The sequence below is a fragment of the Kitasatospora sp. NPDC057518 genome, from assembly GCF_042802075.1.
In the GTDB taxonomy this organism is placed as follows: domain Bacteria; phylum Actinomycetota; class Actinomycetes; order Streptomycetales; family Streptomycetaceae; genus Kitasatospora.
The window spans coordinates 1-15834 of the sequence record NZ_JBHVEU010000033.1 but is presented as its reverse complement, the minus strand read 5'-3'; the positions used below and the strand labels follow the sequence as shown (position 1 = coordinate 15834).

General features: G+C 75.8%; 18 protein-coding genes. 5 read left to right on the top strand and 13 right to left on the bottom strand.

Annotation, left to right across the window (positions count from 1 at the left end; all coding sequences use genetic code 11):
• Positions 1 to 3 precede the first annotated feature (3 nt).
• The 3 genes from ACFU7Z_RS05690 to ACFU7Z_RS05680 form a co-directional block, all read right to left on the bottom strand.
• Positions 4 to 1230 carry a sensor histidine kinase gene (locus ACFU7Z_RS05690; RefSeq protein WP_380776405.1) on the bottom strand — a complete coding sequence of 409 codons (1227 nt, stop codon included), beginning with the start codon at positions 1228 to 1230 and terminating at the stop codon, positions 4 to 6.
• Positions 1227 to 1766, bottom strand: coding sequence for a hypothetical protein (locus ACFU7Z_RS05685; RefSeq protein ID WP_380776402.1), 540 nt, complete (start codon positions 1764 to 1766; stop codon positions 1227 to 1229). Before ACFU7Z_RS05685 ends, ACFU7Z_RS05690 begins: the two co-directional genes overlap by 4 nt.
• Before the next feature lie 150 nt (positions 1767 to 1916).
• Entirely contained in the window at positions 1917 to 2279 is a 363-nt protein-coding gene (locus ACFU7Z_RS05680; protein ID WP_380776399.1) for a nuclear transport factor 2 family protein, read from the bottom strand.
• Between the two features lie 107 nt (positions 2280 to 2386).
• On the opposite strand from ACFU7Z_RS05680, the gene ACFU7Z_RS05675 reads away from it, so the two are divergent.
• On the top strand, positions 2387 to 3262 hold the full coding sequence (locus tag ACFU7Z_RS05675; RefSeq protein WP_380776396.1) for a LysR family transcriptional regulator: 876 nt from the start codon (positions 2387 to 2389) through the stop codon (positions 3260 to 3262).
• A gap of 69 nt (positions 3263 to 3331) precedes the next feature.
• Here the strand turns inward: ACFU7Z_RS05675 and ACFU7Z_RS05670 are convergent, their stop codons facing one another.
• Positions 3332 to 3919 carry a TIGR03086 family metal-binding protein gene (locus tag ACFU7Z_RS05670; protein WP_380776393.1) on the bottom strand — a complete coding sequence of 196 codons (588 nt, stop codon included), beginning with the start codon at positions 3917 to 3919 and terminating at the stop codon, positions 3332 to 3334.
• Between the two features lie 65 nt (positions 3920 to 3984).
• Between ACFU7Z_RS05670 and ACFU7Z_RS05665 the strand changes: the two genes are divergently transcribed.
• Complete coding sequence (locus ACFU7Z_RS05665) at positions 3985 to 4842, top strand: DUF6597 domain-containing transcriptional factor (RefSeq protein WP_380776390.1); 858 nt, start codon at positions 3985 to 3987, stop codon at positions 4840 to 4842.
• On the opposite strand, the gene ACFU7Z_RS05660 is transcribed toward ACFU7Z_RS05665, so the two are convergent.
• The 4 genes from ACFU7Z_RS05660 to ACFU7Z_RS05645 all read right to left on the bottom strand — a co-directional run bounded on the left by ACFU7Z_RS05660 (position 4803) and on the right by ACFU7Z_RS05645 (position 8830).
• Positions 4803 to 5792 (bottom strand): ABC transporter substrate-binding protein, encoded by a 990-nt coding sequence (locus ACFU7Z_RS05660; protein ID WP_380776387.1) that lies wholly within the window; start codon positions 5790 to 5792, stop codon positions 4803 to 4805. The two genes, ACFU7Z_RS05665 and ACFU7Z_RS05660, sit on opposite strands and share 40 nt — an antisense overlap.
• Before the next feature lie 85 nt (positions 5793 to 5877).
• Positions 5878 to 6696: an ABC transporter ATP-binding protein gene (locus tag ACFU7Z_RS05655; protein WP_380776384.1), complete on the bottom strand. Its 819-nt coding sequence runs from the start codon at positions 6694 to 6696 to the stop codon at positions 5878 to 5880.
• Positions 6696 to 7790, bottom strand: a complete 1095-nt coding sequence (locus ACFU7Z_RS05650; RefSeq protein WP_380776381.1) for a FecCD family ABC transporter permease — start codon at positions 7788 to 7790, stop codon at positions 6696 to 6698. The genes ACFU7Z_RS05655 and ACFU7Z_RS05650 overlap by 1 nt, the downstream gene beginning before the upstream one ends.
• Positions 7787 to 8830, bottom strand: coding sequence for a FecCD family ABC transporter permease (locus tag ACFU7Z_RS05645; protein ID WP_380776378.1), 1044 nt, complete (start codon positions 8828 to 8830; stop codon positions 7787 to 7789). The genes ACFU7Z_RS05650 and ACFU7Z_RS05645 overlap by 4 nt, the downstream gene beginning before the upstream one ends.
• Positions 8831 to 8929: 99 nt before the next feature.
• Here ACFU7Z_RS05645 and ACFU7Z_RS05640 point away from each other — a divergent pair, with 99 nt between their 5' ends.
• On the top strand, positions 8930 to 9559 hold the full coding sequence (locus tag ACFU7Z_RS05640) for an HAD family hydrolase (protein ID WP_049658472.1): 630 nt from the start codon (positions 8930 to 8932) through the stop codon (positions 9557 to 9559).
• 45 nt (positions 9560 to 9604) lie between these two features.
• Here the strand turns inward: ACFU7Z_RS05640 and ACFU7Z_RS05635 are convergent, their stop codons facing one another.
• A complete protein-coding gene (locus tag ACFU7Z_RS05635) occupies positions 9605 to 9844 on the bottom strand; it encodes a hypothetical protein (protein ID WP_049658468.1) in 240 nt (79 codons plus the stop codon).
• Positions 9845 to 10314: 470 nt separating this feature from the next.
• Between ACFU7Z_RS05635 and ACFU7Z_RS05630 the strand changes: the two genes are divergently transcribed.
• Positions 10315 to 10698 carry a cold-shock protein gene (locus ACFU7Z_RS05630; protein ID WP_049658465.1) on the top strand — a complete coding sequence of 128 codons (384 nt, stop codon included), beginning with the start codon at positions 10315 to 10317 and terminating at the stop codon, positions 10696 to 10698.
• 49 nt (positions 10699 to 10747) lie between these two features.
• Here ACFU7Z_RS05630 and ACFU7Z_RS05625 read toward each other — a convergent pair whose 3' ends face one another.
• The 4 genes from ACFU7Z_RS05625 to ACFU7Z_RS05610 all read right to left on the bottom strand — a co-directional run bounded on the left by ACFU7Z_RS05625 (position 10748) and on the right by ACFU7Z_RS05610 (position 14327).
• Positions 10748 to 11599 (bottom strand): 1,4-dihydroxy-6-naphthoate synthase, encoded by an 852-nt coding sequence (locus tag ACFU7Z_RS05625; protein WP_079272738.1) that lies wholly within the window; start codon positions 11597 to 11599, stop codon positions 10748 to 10750.
• An 11-nt stretch (positions 11600 to 11610) separates the two neighbouring features.
• Positions 11611 to 12360: a futalosine hydrolase gene (locus ACFU7Z_RS05620; protein ID WP_375876449.1), complete on the bottom strand. Its 750-nt coding sequence runs from the start codon at positions 12358 to 12360 to the stop codon at positions 11611 to 11613.
• A 10-nt stretch (positions 12361 to 12370) separates the two neighbouring features.
• The gene (locus tag ACFU7Z_RS05615) at positions 12371 to 12901 is read right to left on the bottom strand and encodes a hypothetical protein (RefSeq protein ID WP_049659504.1); all 531 of its coding nucleotides are present in this window, start codon (positions 12899 to 12901) and stop codon (positions 12371 to 12373) included.
• 73 nt (positions 12902 to 12974) lie between these two features.
• A complete protein-coding gene (locus ACFU7Z_RS05610; protein ID WP_049659510.1) occupies positions 12975 to 14327 on the bottom strand; it encodes an MFS transporter in 1353 nt (450 codons plus the stop codon).
• Between the two features lie 572 nt (positions 14328 to 14899).
• Between ACFU7Z_RS05610 and ACFU7Z_RS05605 the strand changes: the two genes are divergently transcribed.
• Positions 14900 to 15781 (top strand): DUF3027 domain-containing protein, encoded by an 882-nt coding sequence (locus tag ACFU7Z_RS05605; RefSeq protein ID WP_049659506.1) that lies wholly within the window; start codon positions 14900 to 14902, stop codon positions 15779 to 15781.
• The last annotated feature ends 53 nt before the right edge of the window (positions 15782 to 15834 follow it).

Here is a 15834-nt window from a genome sequence, read left to right as displayed (position 1 = left end):
CGGTCAGCCCGCCGTGCCGGGCGGCGGGGAGGGCGGCGGGGAGAGCGGCAGGGTGGCGGTGACCCGGAAGCCCGTGCGGTAGGGCGAGGCGGTCAGCTCGCCGCCGAACAGCGCGATCCGCTCGGCGAGTCCGAGCAGGCCGTGCTCGGTGGACAGTCCCCGGCGGGCCTCGGGGCGGCGGCCCGCGCCGTCGTCGACCACGTCGAGGGTCAGCACCTCGGACCAGCTGATCCGCACCGAGGCGTGGCTGCCGGCGCCGGAGTGCTTGATGATGTTGGTGACGGCCTCCTGGACCAGCCGGTAGGCCGTCAGGTCGACGCTGTCGTCGAGGTGGGCCGGGGTGCCGCGCACCTCCAGGTCGATCAGGATCCCGGCGCGTCGGGCGTCCTCCAGCAGCGGGCCCAGGTCGGCGAGCCCGTGGCGCCCGGCCCTGTCCGTCATGGGGACGTCGGCGGTGCGCAACAGCCGGAGCATGCGGCGCAGTTCGGCCATCGCGTTGCGGCCCAGTTCCTCGATGTCGCGGAGGGTGCCGGCCAGCCGGTCCGCGTCGGCGGGCGCGGTGCAGCGGGCGGTGTCGGCCTGCATGACGATGACGGCCACCGCGTTGGCCACGATGTCGTGCAACTCCCGGGCGATCTGGACGCGTTCGCCGAGGACGGCCTGGCGGGCGCGCGCGAGTTCGCGCTGGTCGCGCTCGGCGGCGAGGGCGGCGGCCCGGACCCGGCGGCCGGCGCCCCAGGCGACGGCGGTGATCGGCAGGAAGTAGGCGATGCCGCTGACGAGGTACGACGTCCGACGGGAGGGAGGCACCGCCCCGTCGGCGACCGGGTACCAGATGGCCAGGGCGATCGGCAGGGCCGTCAGCACGAGGGCGGCGACGGAGGCGGGCCGGCCGCTCAGCCGGGCCGTCGTGTACAGCGCGAGCAGTACGCCGAAGAAGGGGGTGAAGGCGAAGCCGCTGTTCAGGGAGAGCAGGGCCGCGCCCACGGCGGCGGCCCAGACGACGGCGAACACCGCCTCCGGCCACCGTCGGCGGAAGGTCAGCGCGACGGCCTCCGGGACGGCGAACGCGGACAGCAGCAGCTGGTCGCGGACGTTCGTCCCGGTCGCGAGCGGGGCCGCGTAGAAGAAGACGTCGGGGACGGTGACCGCCAGTGCCAGCGCGGCGTCCGCCGCCGTGACGGTCGGTGACCCCCGGCGGCGGACGCCGTCCGTCGCGACCTCCGTCACAACCGGAGTTCCCGGCAGCACGAGGTGTTCGAGCCGAGGCAGCACCAGTTGTCGTCGAACTCCCGGAACCCCTCCACCGGGATGTCGGACCACCACGGTTCCGGCGGGGCGGCGCGCTCCGGTGGACGGACCGGATAGCCGAGGGCGGCGTGGGCGGCCCACAGGTCGCCGTGGTACTGCCGCAGGGTGTCGTTGAGCCGGTCCCGGGTGACCTCCCCGGGGGCGGGCGCGTGCCGTGACGGCGTGAGCAGGGTCAGGAAGGCCGCCGCGCCGCGGACGTCGTCGGTGGCGAAGGCGGCCAGGCTGATGCCGGCCACGCGCAGGGCCTCGGTGCCGTCGCCCGGGTCGGGGGCGACGGTGATGCGGACGGCGAGGCTCTGCCACGGGTCGCCGACCGTGCGCGGCGGATCGGGCACCAGGAGAGTGCGGGGGCCGAGGAGGATGCCGTGGGCGAGGGCCGGACCAGCCTTCCCGTCCGACTCGACGTGGTGCACGGTGGCACCGACGGTGGGCGCGGGGATCGTCGATTCGCTCATGGTGGGGCTCCCGGAGGGGAGTGGGGGCTTTCACCCAGTGGTAGCGCGCCCCGTCCCGCGTCGCCTGCGGGGGATGACTGCTCGGGTGAGTGACCGAGCGGGGTCGGTCGCGGCCCCCCGCACGCGTCCCGCGGGCGGCCGCGCGGCCCCTCAGCCGCCGAAGCCGGCCAGCAGCCCGCGCGGGTCGAAGGTCACCCGGATCCGGGTGATCCGCCCGTCCTCGACGTGCATCCAGTTCGCCGTCGGCGCCGGCGGGGCGATGCTGGTGCGCAGCTCGAACCAGGTGATCACCTCGTTGCCCTCGGCCACCCGGACCTTCACGTCGATCTTCTCCAGCACCTGTCCGAGCCCCTTCAGCCCGGCCAGCGCCTCCTCCACCCCGGAGGCCGTCCCCAGCGCGCCGACGAAGTCGACGTCGTCGGCCAGCAGGCCCCGGACGGTCTCGAAGTCGCCCGCCTCCCAGGCGGTGAAGTAGGTCTCGGCAAGCTCACGCGCGGTCTTCGTCGTCGTCATGCCTCCATCCTCCCGAGCATCCAACCCATCCGTCCAACAGATGGATCGGATGGAGTCCATCTCTTCTGGTTATGCCGCAGGGGTCCGGTCGCCTATCGTCGTCGCCCATGGAGATGCACCAGCTGCGCTACTTCGCCGCCGTGGTCGACGAGGGCACCTTCACCGCCGCGGCCGCCCGGCTGCACGTGAGCCAGTCCGGCGTCAGCACCCAAGTGGCCAAGCTGGAGCGCGAACTGGGCCAGCAGCTGCTCGACCGGACCGGCCGGCAGGTGCGCCTCACCCCGGTCGGCGAGGCGGTCCTCCCGCTGGCGAGGAACGCCCTGGCCACCCTCGACGCCATCCAGCACACCGCCGCCGAGTTCGCCGACGCCGTCCGCGGCCGGGTCCGGCTCGGCATGATCATGGGCTGCTCGATCCCGCCCTTCCTGGACACCGTCGCCGACCTCGGCCGCAGCCACCCCGGCATCGAACTCAGCCTGCACGAGGGGCACTCCGAGGACCTCCAGGCGCAGGTCCTGGCCGGCTCCCTCGACCTGGCCCTGATCGGCTACACCGGCGAGGCCGCCCCGGGGCTGGAGGACACCGTCGTCGTCGACGAGCCGATCGCCGCCGTCGTCCCCGCCGGGCACCCCCTCGACCGGGCGCGGCTCCGCCTCGCCGACCTGCGCGGCGAGAAGGTCCTCTGCCTCCCCCCGGGCACCGGCCTGCGCGCCGCCTACCAGGACTCCTGCCGCCGGCTCGGCCTCGATCCGCGGGTGGACATCGAGGCCAGCTCCCCGGCCGCCCTGCTCCGGCTCGCCGAGCGCGGTGCGGGCGTGGCCGTCCTCAGCGCCTCCTCCGCCACGGGCGCCGGGCTGCGGGCCGTCCCGCTGGCCGACGCCGCCACCTGCGCCCGGCTCGGGCTGGTCGTCCGCCGCGACCAGCAGTCCCCGGCGGTACGGCTGTTGCGCGCGAAGCTCGCCGCGGCGATGCGCCCGGCCTGAGCGCCGCCCGCCGCCCGCGCCGTCCCCCCGTACCGGCGCGGGCGGGCCGGCGGGCCGGTCGACCGGAGCTCAGGCCTTCCAGCGCGGATCGCGCCCCGAGGCGGCCAGCGCGCGGTCCCACGCGGAGGCGTCCTCCGGCAGCGCCACCGACTCGGCGAAGCCCGCGTACCGGCGGTACAGCTCGGCGTTCTCCGCCACGATCTCCCCGGCCAGCAGGGCGAGTTCCTCGTCGACCCCGATGTGCCCGCCGGTCGCCCGGGCCACGTCCCAGCCGTGCAGCAGCAGCTCCAGGACCAGCATCCGGGCGATCCCGACCGCCGGTACCGGGGCGCCGCCGAGGTCGACGTCGCCCTCCCAGGCGGCCGGGTCCGCCCAGGCCGCGACCGCGCGCTCCAGCTGGGCCGCGTAGCCGGAGCGCCAGTCGGCGTCGGCGGTGAAGTCCCGCGCGCCGAGCTCCTCGGGCAGTTCGACCCGCCGGGCCCGGTGCTCCAGGCCGTGCGAGGTGTAGAGCACCCAGTGGTTGATCAGCGCACGGGTGTCGAACTCCGTGCAGGGCGTCGGCGCGTCCAGGGGCTGGTCGGCCGGGACGGCGGTGGCGACAGCGGCGGCGGCGGAGGCGGCGCGGGCCAGGAGCGGGTGCATCGGGTGGGCGGTCATGGCGCCGATTCTGCGCGGGGCCGTACCGGGCGGTCTTGAAGAAACGCGACGACTAGCCTGGCGGTATGGGCACGGACCCCCTGGACCCGTTGGAACCCCCGGACGCTCCCGGCCTCGGCCGCGGCGTGCTCCACCCCGCCCGGGCGGCGGAGCTGATCACCGTGGACCGGCTCGTCCCCGACCCGGCCGTGGCGCGGTTCGTCGAGTACTACTGGCTGGTCCGCTGGGACCTGCGCGGCCTGCCGCCGTACGAGCAGAAGGTGCTCGCCCACCCCAACGTCCACCTGGTCTTCGAGGCCCCGCGGGCGCGCGTGTACGGGGTGGACCGCTCGCTCTTCGTCCGCCGTCTGGAGGGCGCGGGGCACGTGCTGGGCGCGCGGTTCCGGGCCGGCGCCTTCCGCGCCCTCGCCGGGCACCCGGTGAGCGGTCTGGCCGACCGGTCGGTGCCCGCCGCCGAGTACTTCGGGCCCGGGGCCGACCGGTTCAACGCGGAGGTCCTCGGGGCGTCCGGCAGCTCCGCGGCCCTCGCCGACGCCTTCCTCCGCCCCCGGCTGCCCGAGCCCGACCCGGTCGCCGCCGAGGTCGCCGCGATGGTGGACCGGATCACCGGCAGGCCGGACCTGTGCCGGGTGGACGCGCTGGCCGCCGAGCTGGGCCTGACGGTCCGCCGCCTCCAGCGCCTGTTCGCCGAGTACGTCGGCGCCTCCCCGAAGTGGGTGCTGCGCCGGGCCCGCCTCCACGAGGCCGCCGAACGCGCCGGGACGGACGGCGGGTTGGACCTGGCCGCGCTTGCCGCCGAGCTGGGGTACGCGGACCAGGCGCACCTCACCCGGGACTTCGCCGCCGCCGTCGGCGTCCCCCCGGCCCGCTACGCGGGGGCGGGTCAGGCTCCGAGGAAGCGCTGCAGCTCGTCCAGGACGTAGTTGGCCCCGGTGTACCCGATCCCCTGGAACCACAGCTGGTCGTCCACCGGGAACGCCCGGTGCCCCTTGACCGCCCCCAGGGCCTGCCAACCCGGGCTCGCCAGGGCGGCGTTGGCCCCGGACAGCTCCGGATCGCCGTACGTCGCGTAGAGCAGCAGGTCGCCGTCGGCCCTGGCGAGCTGGTCCGGAGGGATCTCGGTGTCGGACTGGTCGACGTTCTGCGCGTCCGGCCGGCCGACCTGGGCGTCGGCGAGCACCGTGCCGGGGAAGCTCTGCCGGCCGAACAGCCGGATGCCGCCGCCCTCCACGAACCGCACCAGGCTCACCTTGCGCCCGGACAGCTTCGCCGCCGCCAGCGCCTGGGCCACCTGCCCGGCGTGCTTCTGGTACGCGCCGGCGAAGGCCGCCGCGGCCGCCTCCCGGTTGAGCGCCTGGGCGTGCAGCTGGAAGTCGGCCTTCCACGGCGCCCCGGCGGTCTGGGTGAGCACGGTCGGGGCGATCTCGCGGAGCTGCTCGTAGCGGTCGCCGTCGCGGGTCTGGTTGGAGAGGATCAGGTCCGGCCGCAGCGCCCGTACGGTCGGCAGGTCGGGCGAGCCGGCCGGGCCGACCAGCCGGATCCCGGCCGTCCGGGAGGCCGGCCAGTACTCGGGGTAGCGGGTGTCGCGGGCCGGGAGCGCGGCGCCGACCGGGGTGATGCCGAGGGTCAGCGCGGAGTCGAGCACGTCGGTGTCCAGCACGACCACCCGCATCGGCGCGCCCGGCACCACGACGGGGCCGGTGGCGGCGTTCACCGTCACCGGCGGCACCGGGGTCGGGGACGGCGAGGCGCCGCCGGCGGGGCCGTCCGCGGTCGCCGGGGCCGGCCGCCGGGCGGCGGTGCAGCCGGTGGCCGCCGCGAGCGCGCCCGCGCCGAGGCCGGTGAGGAGGGTGCGGCGGGAGATCCGGGGCATCGGCGGTCCTCTGGCGGCGCGGTGGGGTCGGGGCGCCGTCGATTATGTCCGAAATGGCACCTAAAGTGCCGTTAAGTGCGGGCCGTCAGGCGCGAGTGGCGTCCGGGGCGAGCGCCGTCCACGGGGCGCCCGGCACGACCAGCGGCGTGCCGGTCACCGGGTCCGGCACCACCACCGAGTCCAGCCCGAACACCTCCCGCACCAGCTCGGCCGTCACCACGTCCCCGGGCGCGCCCTGCGCCACCACCCGGCCGTCCCGCATCGCCACCAGGTGGTCGGCGTACCGGGCGGCCTGGTTGAGGTCGTGCAGCACCGCGACGACGGTCCGGCCGCGCTCGACGTTCAGCCGGCGGACCAGGTCCAGCACCTCCACCTGGTGCGCGATGTCCAGGTAGGTGGTCGGCTCGTCCAGCAGCAGGATGTCGGTGCCCTGGGCGAGCGCCATCGCGATCCAGGCGCGCTGGCGCTGGCCGCCGGACAGCTCGTCCATGCTCCGCTCGGCCAGCTCGGCGGTGGAGGTGCGCTCCAGCGCCTCCGCGACCGCCGCCTCGTCCTCCGGCGACCACTGCTGCCACCAGCTCTGGTGCGGCTGGCGGCCGCGCGCGACCAGGTCCGCCACCGAGATGCCCTCGGGGGCGGACGGCGACTGCGGCAGCAGGCCGAGCCGCTGGGCGATCCGCTTGGTCGGGATCCGCGCCAGCTCCTCGCCGTCCAGCAGCACCGCGCCCCGGACCGGCTTCAGCAGCCGGCCGAGGGCCCGCAGCAGGGTCGACTTGCCGCACGCGTTCGGGCCGACGATCACCGTCACCCGCCCGTCCGGGACGGCCACGTCCAGGTCCTCGACGACCGTGCGCGCCTCGTAGGCCAGGGTGAGGCCCCGGGCCTCCAGGCGGTGTTCGGACATCAGGAACCTCCACGGCGGGATCGGATCAGCAGCCACATCAGGTACGGCGCGCCGACCAGGCCGGTCACCACGCCCACCGGCAGCTCCGTCGGAGCCAGCAGCCGTCGGGCGACCAGGTCGGCGAGGACCACCACCAGCGCGCCGGTCAGCGCCGAGCAGAACAGCGGGACCTGCGCCGAGCGGGCCAGCCGCAGCGCGATCTGCGGGGCCATCAGCGCGACGAAGTCCACCGGCCCGGCGGCCCCGGCCGCGCACGAGGCCAGCACGATGCCGAGCAGCGCCATGCCGAGGCGGATCCGGTCCAGGCGCAGGCCGAGGCCGACGGCGGTGGCGTCGTCGAAGGAGATCGACCGCTGGGCGCGGGCGGCCCACAGCGCGACCGGCACGGCGGCGAGCAGCACCCAGGCGAGCCAGTCGGCCTGGTCGTAGCCGGCGCCGTTCAGGCTGCCGGTCATCCAGACCTTGGCGGCCTGGGCCTGGAAGCCGTCGCCCTTGGTGAGGAAGACGGAGGTGAGCGAGGACAGCGCGACGCTGATGCCGATGCCGATCAGCACGAAGCGCTGCGCGTGCAGGCCGCGCCGCCAGGCCAGCGCGTACACCAGCAGCCCGGCCACCAGGCCGCCGGCCACCGCCGCGTACGGGGCCTGGCCGGTCGAGCCGACCACGCCGTACGCCATCAGACCGACCACGGTCGCGGTCGCGCCCCAGGTCACGCCCACCACGTCGGGGCTGGCCAGCGGATTGCGGGCGACGGTCTGGATCAGCGCCCCGGCCAGCCCGAGCGCCAGGCCGACCAGCAGCCCGACCACCACCCGGGGCAGCCGGAACTCGCCGACCACCAGCTCGTGCGGGCTCGGCCGGCCGAGCACCACCTTGACCACCTCGGACGGCGCGACGGTGGACTCGCCCAGGCAGAGCGAGGCCACCACGGTCGCCGCCAGCGCCACCAGCAGCCCGACGGTGACGGCCAGCGAGCGCCGGTGCACCAGGAACGACGCCCGCCCGGCCCGGACGACGGTGTAGCCGCGCAGCGAGACCTTGCGGGAGACGGATGCCGTGCCGGGGACGGAGCTCGTACCGGGGACGGGACTCATGCCGCCACCACCTTGCGGCGGCGGACCAGGGCCACCAGCACCGGGACGCCGACCAGCGCCGTCATCACGCCCGCCGGGACCTCGGACGGCGGGAACAGGACCCGGCCGAGGGTGTCGGCGAGCAGCAGCAGCGCCGGGCCGAGGACGGCGGAGAAGGCGAGGATCCAGCGGTGGTCGGCGCCGGCCAGCGCGCGGGCCGCGTGCGGGACGGCGAGGCCGACGAAGGCGATCGGGCCGGCCGCCGCGACCGCCGAGCCGGTCAGGACGGTCGCGCCGAGCGCACCGACCGCCCGGACCAGGCCGGTCTTGGCGCCCAGCCCCTTCGCGGTGTCGTCGCCGAGCGCCAGCGCGTCCAGTCCGCGCGCCACCGCGACCACCAGCACCGTGCCGACGGCCAGGAACGGCAGCAGCTGCCAGGCCACGTCCGAGGTCCGCCCGGAGAGCGAGCCGACGTGCCAGAAGCGGAACTGGTCCATGGTGGCCGCGTCGGTGGTCAGCACCAGGGTGTTGAGCGAGGCGATGAAGGCGGACGTCGCCGAGCCGGCCAGCGCCAGCTTGATCGGCGTGGCCCCGCCCCGGCCGCGCCCGGCGAGCCCGTACACCAGCACGGTGGCGATCACCGCGCCGGCGAAGCCGAACCAGACGTACCCGGTGAGGGTGGAGACGCCGAAGCCGGAGATGGCGACCACCACGCCGGCCGCCGCGCCCTGGGAGACGCCGAGGATGCCGGGGTCGGCGATCGGGTTGCGGGTCAGGCCCTGCATGACGGCCCCGGCCAGGCCGAGCGCCGCGCCGACGGCCAGTCCGACGACGGTGCGCGGCACCCGCAGCTCGCGGACCACCACGGCGTTCGCGGTGTCGCCGCCGTGCAGCAGGGCGTCCAGCGTGTCGCCGAACGGGATGGTCCGGCTGCCGACCGCCAGGCTCAGCAGCACCGCGGCGGCCAGCACGACGAGTGCGGCGGCCAGCCACAGTATTCGGCGCCGCGGCGCGCGGTACGGCGCGCCGGGCGCACCGGGCGGTGCGCTGGTGTCGGTCATGGGCCCTCTCCGCTGACAACTCAGGCAAACCTAAGTTCCGCCGTGAAGCCCGGGCAAATCGCCTCGTGGCCCGGGGCACCCGTTGGGTAGCCTGGCGGCATGCCCGCGACCTCACCCGCCCCGCTCACCGTCGGCTTCGACCTCGACATGACGCTGCTGGACACCCGGCCGGGTATCCGCGCCACCTACCTGGCGCTCTCCGCCGAGACCGGCACCCCCATCGACGCCGACCTGGTGGTCACCCGGCTCGGCCCGCCGCTGCTGGACGAGATCCGCAACTGGTTCCCGGAGCACGAGGTGGAGCGGGCCGTCACCCGCTACCGCGAGCTCTACCGCGACCACGCCTTCGCCCCGACCGTGGCCCTGCCCGGCGCCCACGCCGCCGTCGAGGCGGTCCGCGCCCACGGCGGCCGGGTCGCGGTGATCACCGGCAAGTACGAGCCGAACGCCCGCCTCCACCTGGAGCACGCCGGGCTGGCCGCGGACACCGTGATCGGCGACCTGTGGGCGGAGACCAAGGGCGACGCGCTGCGCGAGCACGGCGCGAGCGTCTACGTCGGCGACCACCTCGGCGACATCCGCGGGGCCCGGCACGCCGACGCCCTCGCGGTCTGCGTGCCCACCGGCCCGTACAGCGCGCGGGAGCTCCACGAGGCGGGCGCGGACGTGGTGCTGGACGACCTCACCGGCTTCCCGGACTGGCTCGCCGGGCACCTGGCCGACCGCTAGGGCGGGCCCCGGAGCAGGCCCGCGGGCCTCAGGAGCCGGAGGGCCTCAGGACTCGACCGGCTCGATCCGGCGGCGCTGGGCCCGCGCGTTCAGCAGCAGTCCGGTCAGCGCGGCCAGGAAGCCGGCCGGCATCAGCATGCTCAGCCAGTACGCGGCCGTCGGCAGCGGCGTCAGGTGCAGGAACAGCGGGACGAAGGTGACCAGGGTGGCGAGCGCGCCGAGACCGAAGACGATCACCCCGGCCTTGACGTACACGTCGCCGGGGTCGGCGCTCTGGCTGCTCACGTCTGCTCACTCCTACGGGCCGGTCGGAACTGCCCCCAGTCTGGCAGAGCGGCCGCCGGGGAGGCCCACCGGAGCGGGCCGGTCACGTTGCGCAGTTTCCCGGCAGCTGAACGTTTTGATCCCTGTTGAGCGGGGGTATGCACGGGGTGCCGAGGGGCGCTACAGGTGCGCCCCGCGTCCTCAGACCCGGGGGTGTGAGCCGATGGACCGCGCGGAGCCGCGCCCCGGCCGTGCCAGTGCCGGGTCGCCCGTGACCGCGAGATCCCGTTCCCGCCGCCCCCACCGGGCCTCGGAACGCGGGTCCCTCGCGGAACGCGGATGAGGCAGTGACGGACGGTTAGTCTGCTCCTGACCGCGTGCCGGCCACGAGCGCCCACGGGCGCCGAGCCGAGGTCGGCCGCCTTTCCCCACCACCCAGTGATCCCCGGCCAGGGCCGGGATCCCTCACACCCATTCGAGGACTGTTCGAGATGCCCACCGGCCAGGTCAAGTGGTTCAACGAGACGAAGGGCTTCGGCTTCCTGTCGCGCGACGACGGCGGGGACGTCTTCGTCCACACCAAGGCGCTGCCCGACGGTGTCACGTCGCTGAAGCCGGGTCAGCGGGTCGAGTTCGGCGTGGTCGCCGGCCACCGCGGGGACCAGGCGATGGCCGTGCAGCTGCTGGACGCACTGCCCTCGGTGGCCGCCGCCCAGCGGCGGAGCGCCGACGACATGGCGCCGATCGTCCAGGACCTGATCACCACGCTGGACGCGGTGCTGCCCGGCCTCCAGCGCGGGCGCTACCCCGCCAAGCCGACCGGCCAGAAGCTGGCCGGCCTGCTGCGCGCGGTGGCCGACAACTTCGACGTCTGACGGGGAGCCGGACAGCCCTGGAGCCGGAACGCGCTGAAGTCGGAACGCTCTAGAACGCCAGCGCACCCGGGTCGAGCGGGGGCACCAGCCCCTCCGCGGCGGCCCGGGTGAGCAGCGCGCGGACGGCCGCGTAGCCCTCCTCGCCGAGGTCCTCGGTGAACTCGGTGACGTACAGACCGATGTGCTGCTCGGCGACGTCCAGGTCCATCTCCTGGGCGTGCGCCAGCACGTACCCGCGGCTCGCGGCCGGGTCCGCCCAGGCCTGCCGGACGGAGGAGCGGATCGCGTCGGCGATCTCCCGCAGCCGCTCGGCGCCGAGCGAGCGCCGGGCGACGATCGCGCCCAGCGGGATCGGCAGGCCGGTCTCCCGCTCCCAGGCCTCGCCCATGTCGGCCAGGCTGTGCAGGCCGTACTGCTGGTACGTGAAGCGGGCCTCGTGGATCACCAGGCCGGCGTCCACCCGGCCGTCCCGGACGGCGGGCATGATCTCGTGGAACGGCAGGACGACGATCTCGCCGAAGCCGCCCGGCACCGCCTTCGCCGCCCAGAGCCGGAACAGCAGGTAGGCGGTGGAGCGCTCGGAGGGCACCGCGACGGTCTTCCCGGCCAGGTCGGCGGGGGAGTCCACGCCCGGCAGGGTGAGCACCAGCGGGCCGCAGCCGCGGCCCAGCGCGCCGCCGCAGGGCAGCAGGGCGTACTGCTCCAGGACCCAGGGCAGCGCGCCGTAGCTGATCTTCAGCACGTCCAGCTCGCCGCGTTCGGCCTGCCCGTTGGTGATGTCGATGTCGGCGAAGGTCACCTCGGGGGCGTCCGCCCCGGGCACCAGGCCGTGCGCCCAGGCGTGGAAGACGAAGGTGTCGTTCGGGCAGGGCGAGTACGCGATGCTCAGCCGTTCAGCCACGGCCGGCCTCCTCAATCGGTTCGTGGTGCGGATGCCAGCTCGTGGACGGGCAGGGCGGCGAAGGCCCGTTCCAGGGCGGCCAGCGCCTCGCCGATCCGCCAGGCGGCCCGGTCGCGCGGGCCCACCGGGTTGGACACGGTGCGCAGTTCGAGGGCCGGCACGCCGTACCGGGCGGCGGCCTCGGCCACGCCGAAGCCCTCCATCGCCTCGGCGACGGCGCCCGGGTGGCGGGCGGCCAGCGCGGCGGCGCGCTCGGCGCTGCCGGTGACGGTGGAGACGGTCAGCACCGGGCCGGTCACGGCGTCCAGCGCCCGCGCGGCCAGCGCGACGGCGGCCGGCGGCGGGGTGTGCCGGACGGTGCCGAAGCCCAGCTCGGTGACGTCGGCGAAGCCCTCGGGGGTCTCGGCGCCGAGGTCCGCGGCCACGATCGCGTCGGCCAGCACGGTGGCGCCGACCGGGGCGAGCGGGGCGAAGCCGCCGGCGATCCCGGCCGAGACGGCCAGGGCGTACGGGTGGGCCGCCAGCGCGGTGGTGGCGGCGGCCGCGGCGGCGGCCGGGCCGACCCCGGCGGCCAGCACGTCCACCGGCACCGCCAGGGCCCGGTGCAGCGTGCCGCCGGGCAGCGGCAGCGCGGCGGACCCGCCGGGCAGGCCGCGCAGCACCGCCTCGGCCTCGGCGGCGACCGCGACGACGACGAGCAGCCGGGCCCCCGCGGGGTCCGACCGCTCGCCCCGGCCGTCGGCGACGGCGTGCGCGGTCATCGCGGGACCGTCAGCTGTCCTGGGTGTTCAGCTGGAAGTACCAGACGGCGATCGGGGCCTCCTGGTTCGGGTCGCCCTCGACCACGGTCACCACGGTCTTGCCGCTGGAGTTCAGCAGCTTGCCCGCGGCCTGGGCGCCGGACCAGGTCTGGCCCTTGGCGGCCGAGAACAGGCTGTAGCGCCCGCCCTGGTTGGCCGAGCCGCCGTTGGTGAAGGCCCACCAGCCCGTGTCGGCCACGTTCGGCGAGACGCCGACGCCGACCCGGTCGCTGCCCACGACGTCCGAGGAGGGCAGCGAGCCGTCCTTCAGCGCCTTGGTCGCGTCCTCCTGGCACTGCTGCTGCTGGTCCTCGGTGAGCGGGCTGCCGCCGTTCCAGCACAGCGGCTGCGCGACGACCGAGGAGTTGCCCACCGTGAGCGTGGCCTGGTGGGAGATGTGCTCGGTCTGGCCGGCGGCGATGGCGACGGAGGTGCCCACCGTGGCGGCGCCGACCACGACGACGGCGCCGAGGGCGGCGATGGCACGGGAATTGAGGCTCATGCGTCAGAATCTACCGGGCCGGGCCGATCACGCGACGCGGGGGTAGGCACCGCGTGTTGCCGCACCGCCCCGTTCAGGCCACCCGGGGGGTCGCCGGGTGCCGCCGCAGGCCCACCCGGAAGAGCGAGCGGAGCGTCCACAGCAGCGCCAGGCCGACCACCCCGGCGGCGATCGACAGGCCCAGCTCCCCGTTCAGCGGCAGCAGGATGCCGACCGCGCCGCCGGCCACCCAGGACACCTGCATCAGGGTCTCCGACCGGGCGAACGCCGAGGTCCGCACCGCCTCCGGGACGTCCCGCTGGATCAGCGCGTCCAGCGCCAGCTTGCCCAGCGAGGCCGCCATCCCGGCCACCCCGGCGACCAGAACCACCGTCACCACGCCGTACCAGAGCGCGGCCGCCGCCGTCACGCAGGTCGCCAGCAGCAGCATCGCGGCGACCGTCGCCTCCGGGCCCCGGGTGCGCAGCCAGGAGCCGAGCACCGAGCCCAGCGCGTTGCCCGTCCCGGCCGCCAGCGCCACCAGGCCCAGCGCCACCGTCGGCCGCAGCCCGCCGATCGGCTCCTCCCGCAGCAGGAAGGCCAGGAACATCACCAGGAAGCCGACCAGCCACTTCATCGCCGACATCGCCCGCAGCGCCAGGATCACCGAGGGGCCGACCGTGCGCAGCGAGGCCTTGACCGGCGGCGGCCGGTGGTGGATCAGGTGCGAGCCCTCGCCGTGCACCTCGGCGTGCAGGACGGCCCGCTGCTCGCCCTTGGCGGAGTCCACCGTGGGCGGCAGGTGGAAGGCCATCAGGGTGCCGACGACGAACACCAGGAAGGCGCCGCGCAGCGGCCAGCCGGGCCCGATCAGGTGCAGCAGCCCGCCCACCGCGGCGGCCACGCCGGTGGCCAGCAGCCCGGCCAGGGTGACCCGGGAGTTCGCCTTCACCAGGGACAGCCGGCTCGGCAGCAGCCGGGGCACCACCACGCTGCGCACCACCCCGTACGCCTTGGACGCGACCAGCACGCCGAGCGCCTCCGGGTAGAGCGCGATGCCGCCGCCGGCGATCACCCCGGCCATCGTCCAGGCCAGCACGGCGCGGGCCAGCATGGCCATCGCCATGGCCGCCCGGCGGCCGTGCGGGAGGCGGTCCAGCAGCGGGCCGACCACCGGGGCCAGGAGGGCGAACGGGGCCATCGTGATCAGCAGGTAGAGCGCGACCCGGCCGCGGGCCTCGCCGGTGGGCACCGAGAAGAAGATGGTGGACGCCAGCGCGATGGTGATCAGCATGTCGCCGAAGGAGTTGAGCGCGTGCAGCTCGATCAGCTTGGCGAGGCCGGACTCGCCCGCGCCCTCGGCGGCGGTGGCCCGGCGGATCCGCCGGCCGGTGCCGTGCACCACCTTGCCGGTGCGGGAGCCGGCGGCGGAGGCGGTGCGGACCAGGAAGTGCCGGCGGGGCTCGGGGACCTCGTCCCCGAACTCGTCCTCGTCCCCGTGCCCGTCCGGCTGCCGCGCGGTCCGGTCGGGGGCTCCTGGCGTCTCCGGGGCCTCGTTCCCGGGCCGGTCAGGGGGGCCGGCGGGCGCCTCGGGGCCGTCCGCCGGCTGCGGTTCGTCCGCGCCGGGGACCGGGGGCTGCTGTCGCGGCACGGCGTCCGCCTGGTCGGGGCTGCCGGCCTGCGGGGCGCGCAGTGCGTGCTGCGACGGGTCGTGGTCCGCCACAAGCCCATCCTGCCCCAGAAACGCCGAGCCGACGCGGGACCGGACTCCGCTCGGCGCGGCCCCGGAGCGGCCGTGTCCGCCCCGGACTGTGCCGGGGCACCGGCCGACGGGTAGCCTGCCCAAGGTCGACCCGCCGGAGCGCCGGGGCGCCGGCAGGCCGGTCGAGCGGCGCGGCCGGTACCCGAGGGGGCTCCCGGTCGCGCAGAATGGACGAGGGACACCGAGCCGCGACGGAACAGGCAACACGCCGTGGGCGACAGAAGAACTGGGAGAGAATCGACGCCGTGAGTGCTGCGATGCGAAGCCGTACCCCCGACCGGCTCTGTGCCGAGGCCGTCGAACTCGCCCGCCAGGCCGCCGAGGAGGCCGTCGGTGCGGAGGCCGTCGGGCCGCACCTGGGCGTCCAGGCCGACGCCGACCGCGTCGTCACCCACACCTTCGAGTGTCTGGACGCGGCCTACCGCGGCTGGCACTGGGCGGTCACCGTCGCCCGCGCCCCGCGCGCCAAGAACGTGACCCTGGACGAGGTCGTGCTGCTGCCGGGCGCCGACGCGGTGCTCGCCCCCGAGTGGGTGCCGTGGAGCGACCGGCTGCGCCCCGGCGACATGGGCCCGGGCGACCTGCTGCCCACCGGCGCCGACGACCTGCGGCTGGAGCCCGGCTGGACCGGCGAGGACGAGCCGGCGCCGAACTCCGCGGTCGCCCTGGTGGACGACGAGGACCTGGTCGTCACCGACCCGCACGTCCAGCCCGCCCCGGCCCGCGCCCGGATCAACGCCGTCGCCGAGGAGCTGGGCCTCGGCCGCAGCCGGGTGCTCTCCCGGCTCGGCCTGCACCTGGCCGCCGAGCGCTGGGAGAAGTCCCACGGCCCGCAGACCCCGATGGCGCAGGCCGCCCCGGCCTCGTGCGCGAGCTGCGGCTTCCTGGTGCCGATCGGCGGCTCGCTCGGGCAGGCCTTCGGCGTGTGCGGCAACGAGTTCGGCCCGGCCGACGGCCAGATCGTCTCCTTCGCGTACGGCTGCGGCGGGCACTCCGAGGCGGCCGTCATCCCGGCTCCGCCGGCGCCGTCCGAGCTGATCCTGGACGAGCTGGTGGTCGAGCCGCTGCCGCTGCACCCGGACCGTGCCTCCGGTTCCGTCGAGCCCGACGGCCCGGCCGAGGAGCTCGGCCACTCCTGAGCCCCGGGCCTTCCCTCGGGTCTGTCTTCCGCGGCCCGCACTGGTCACCGACC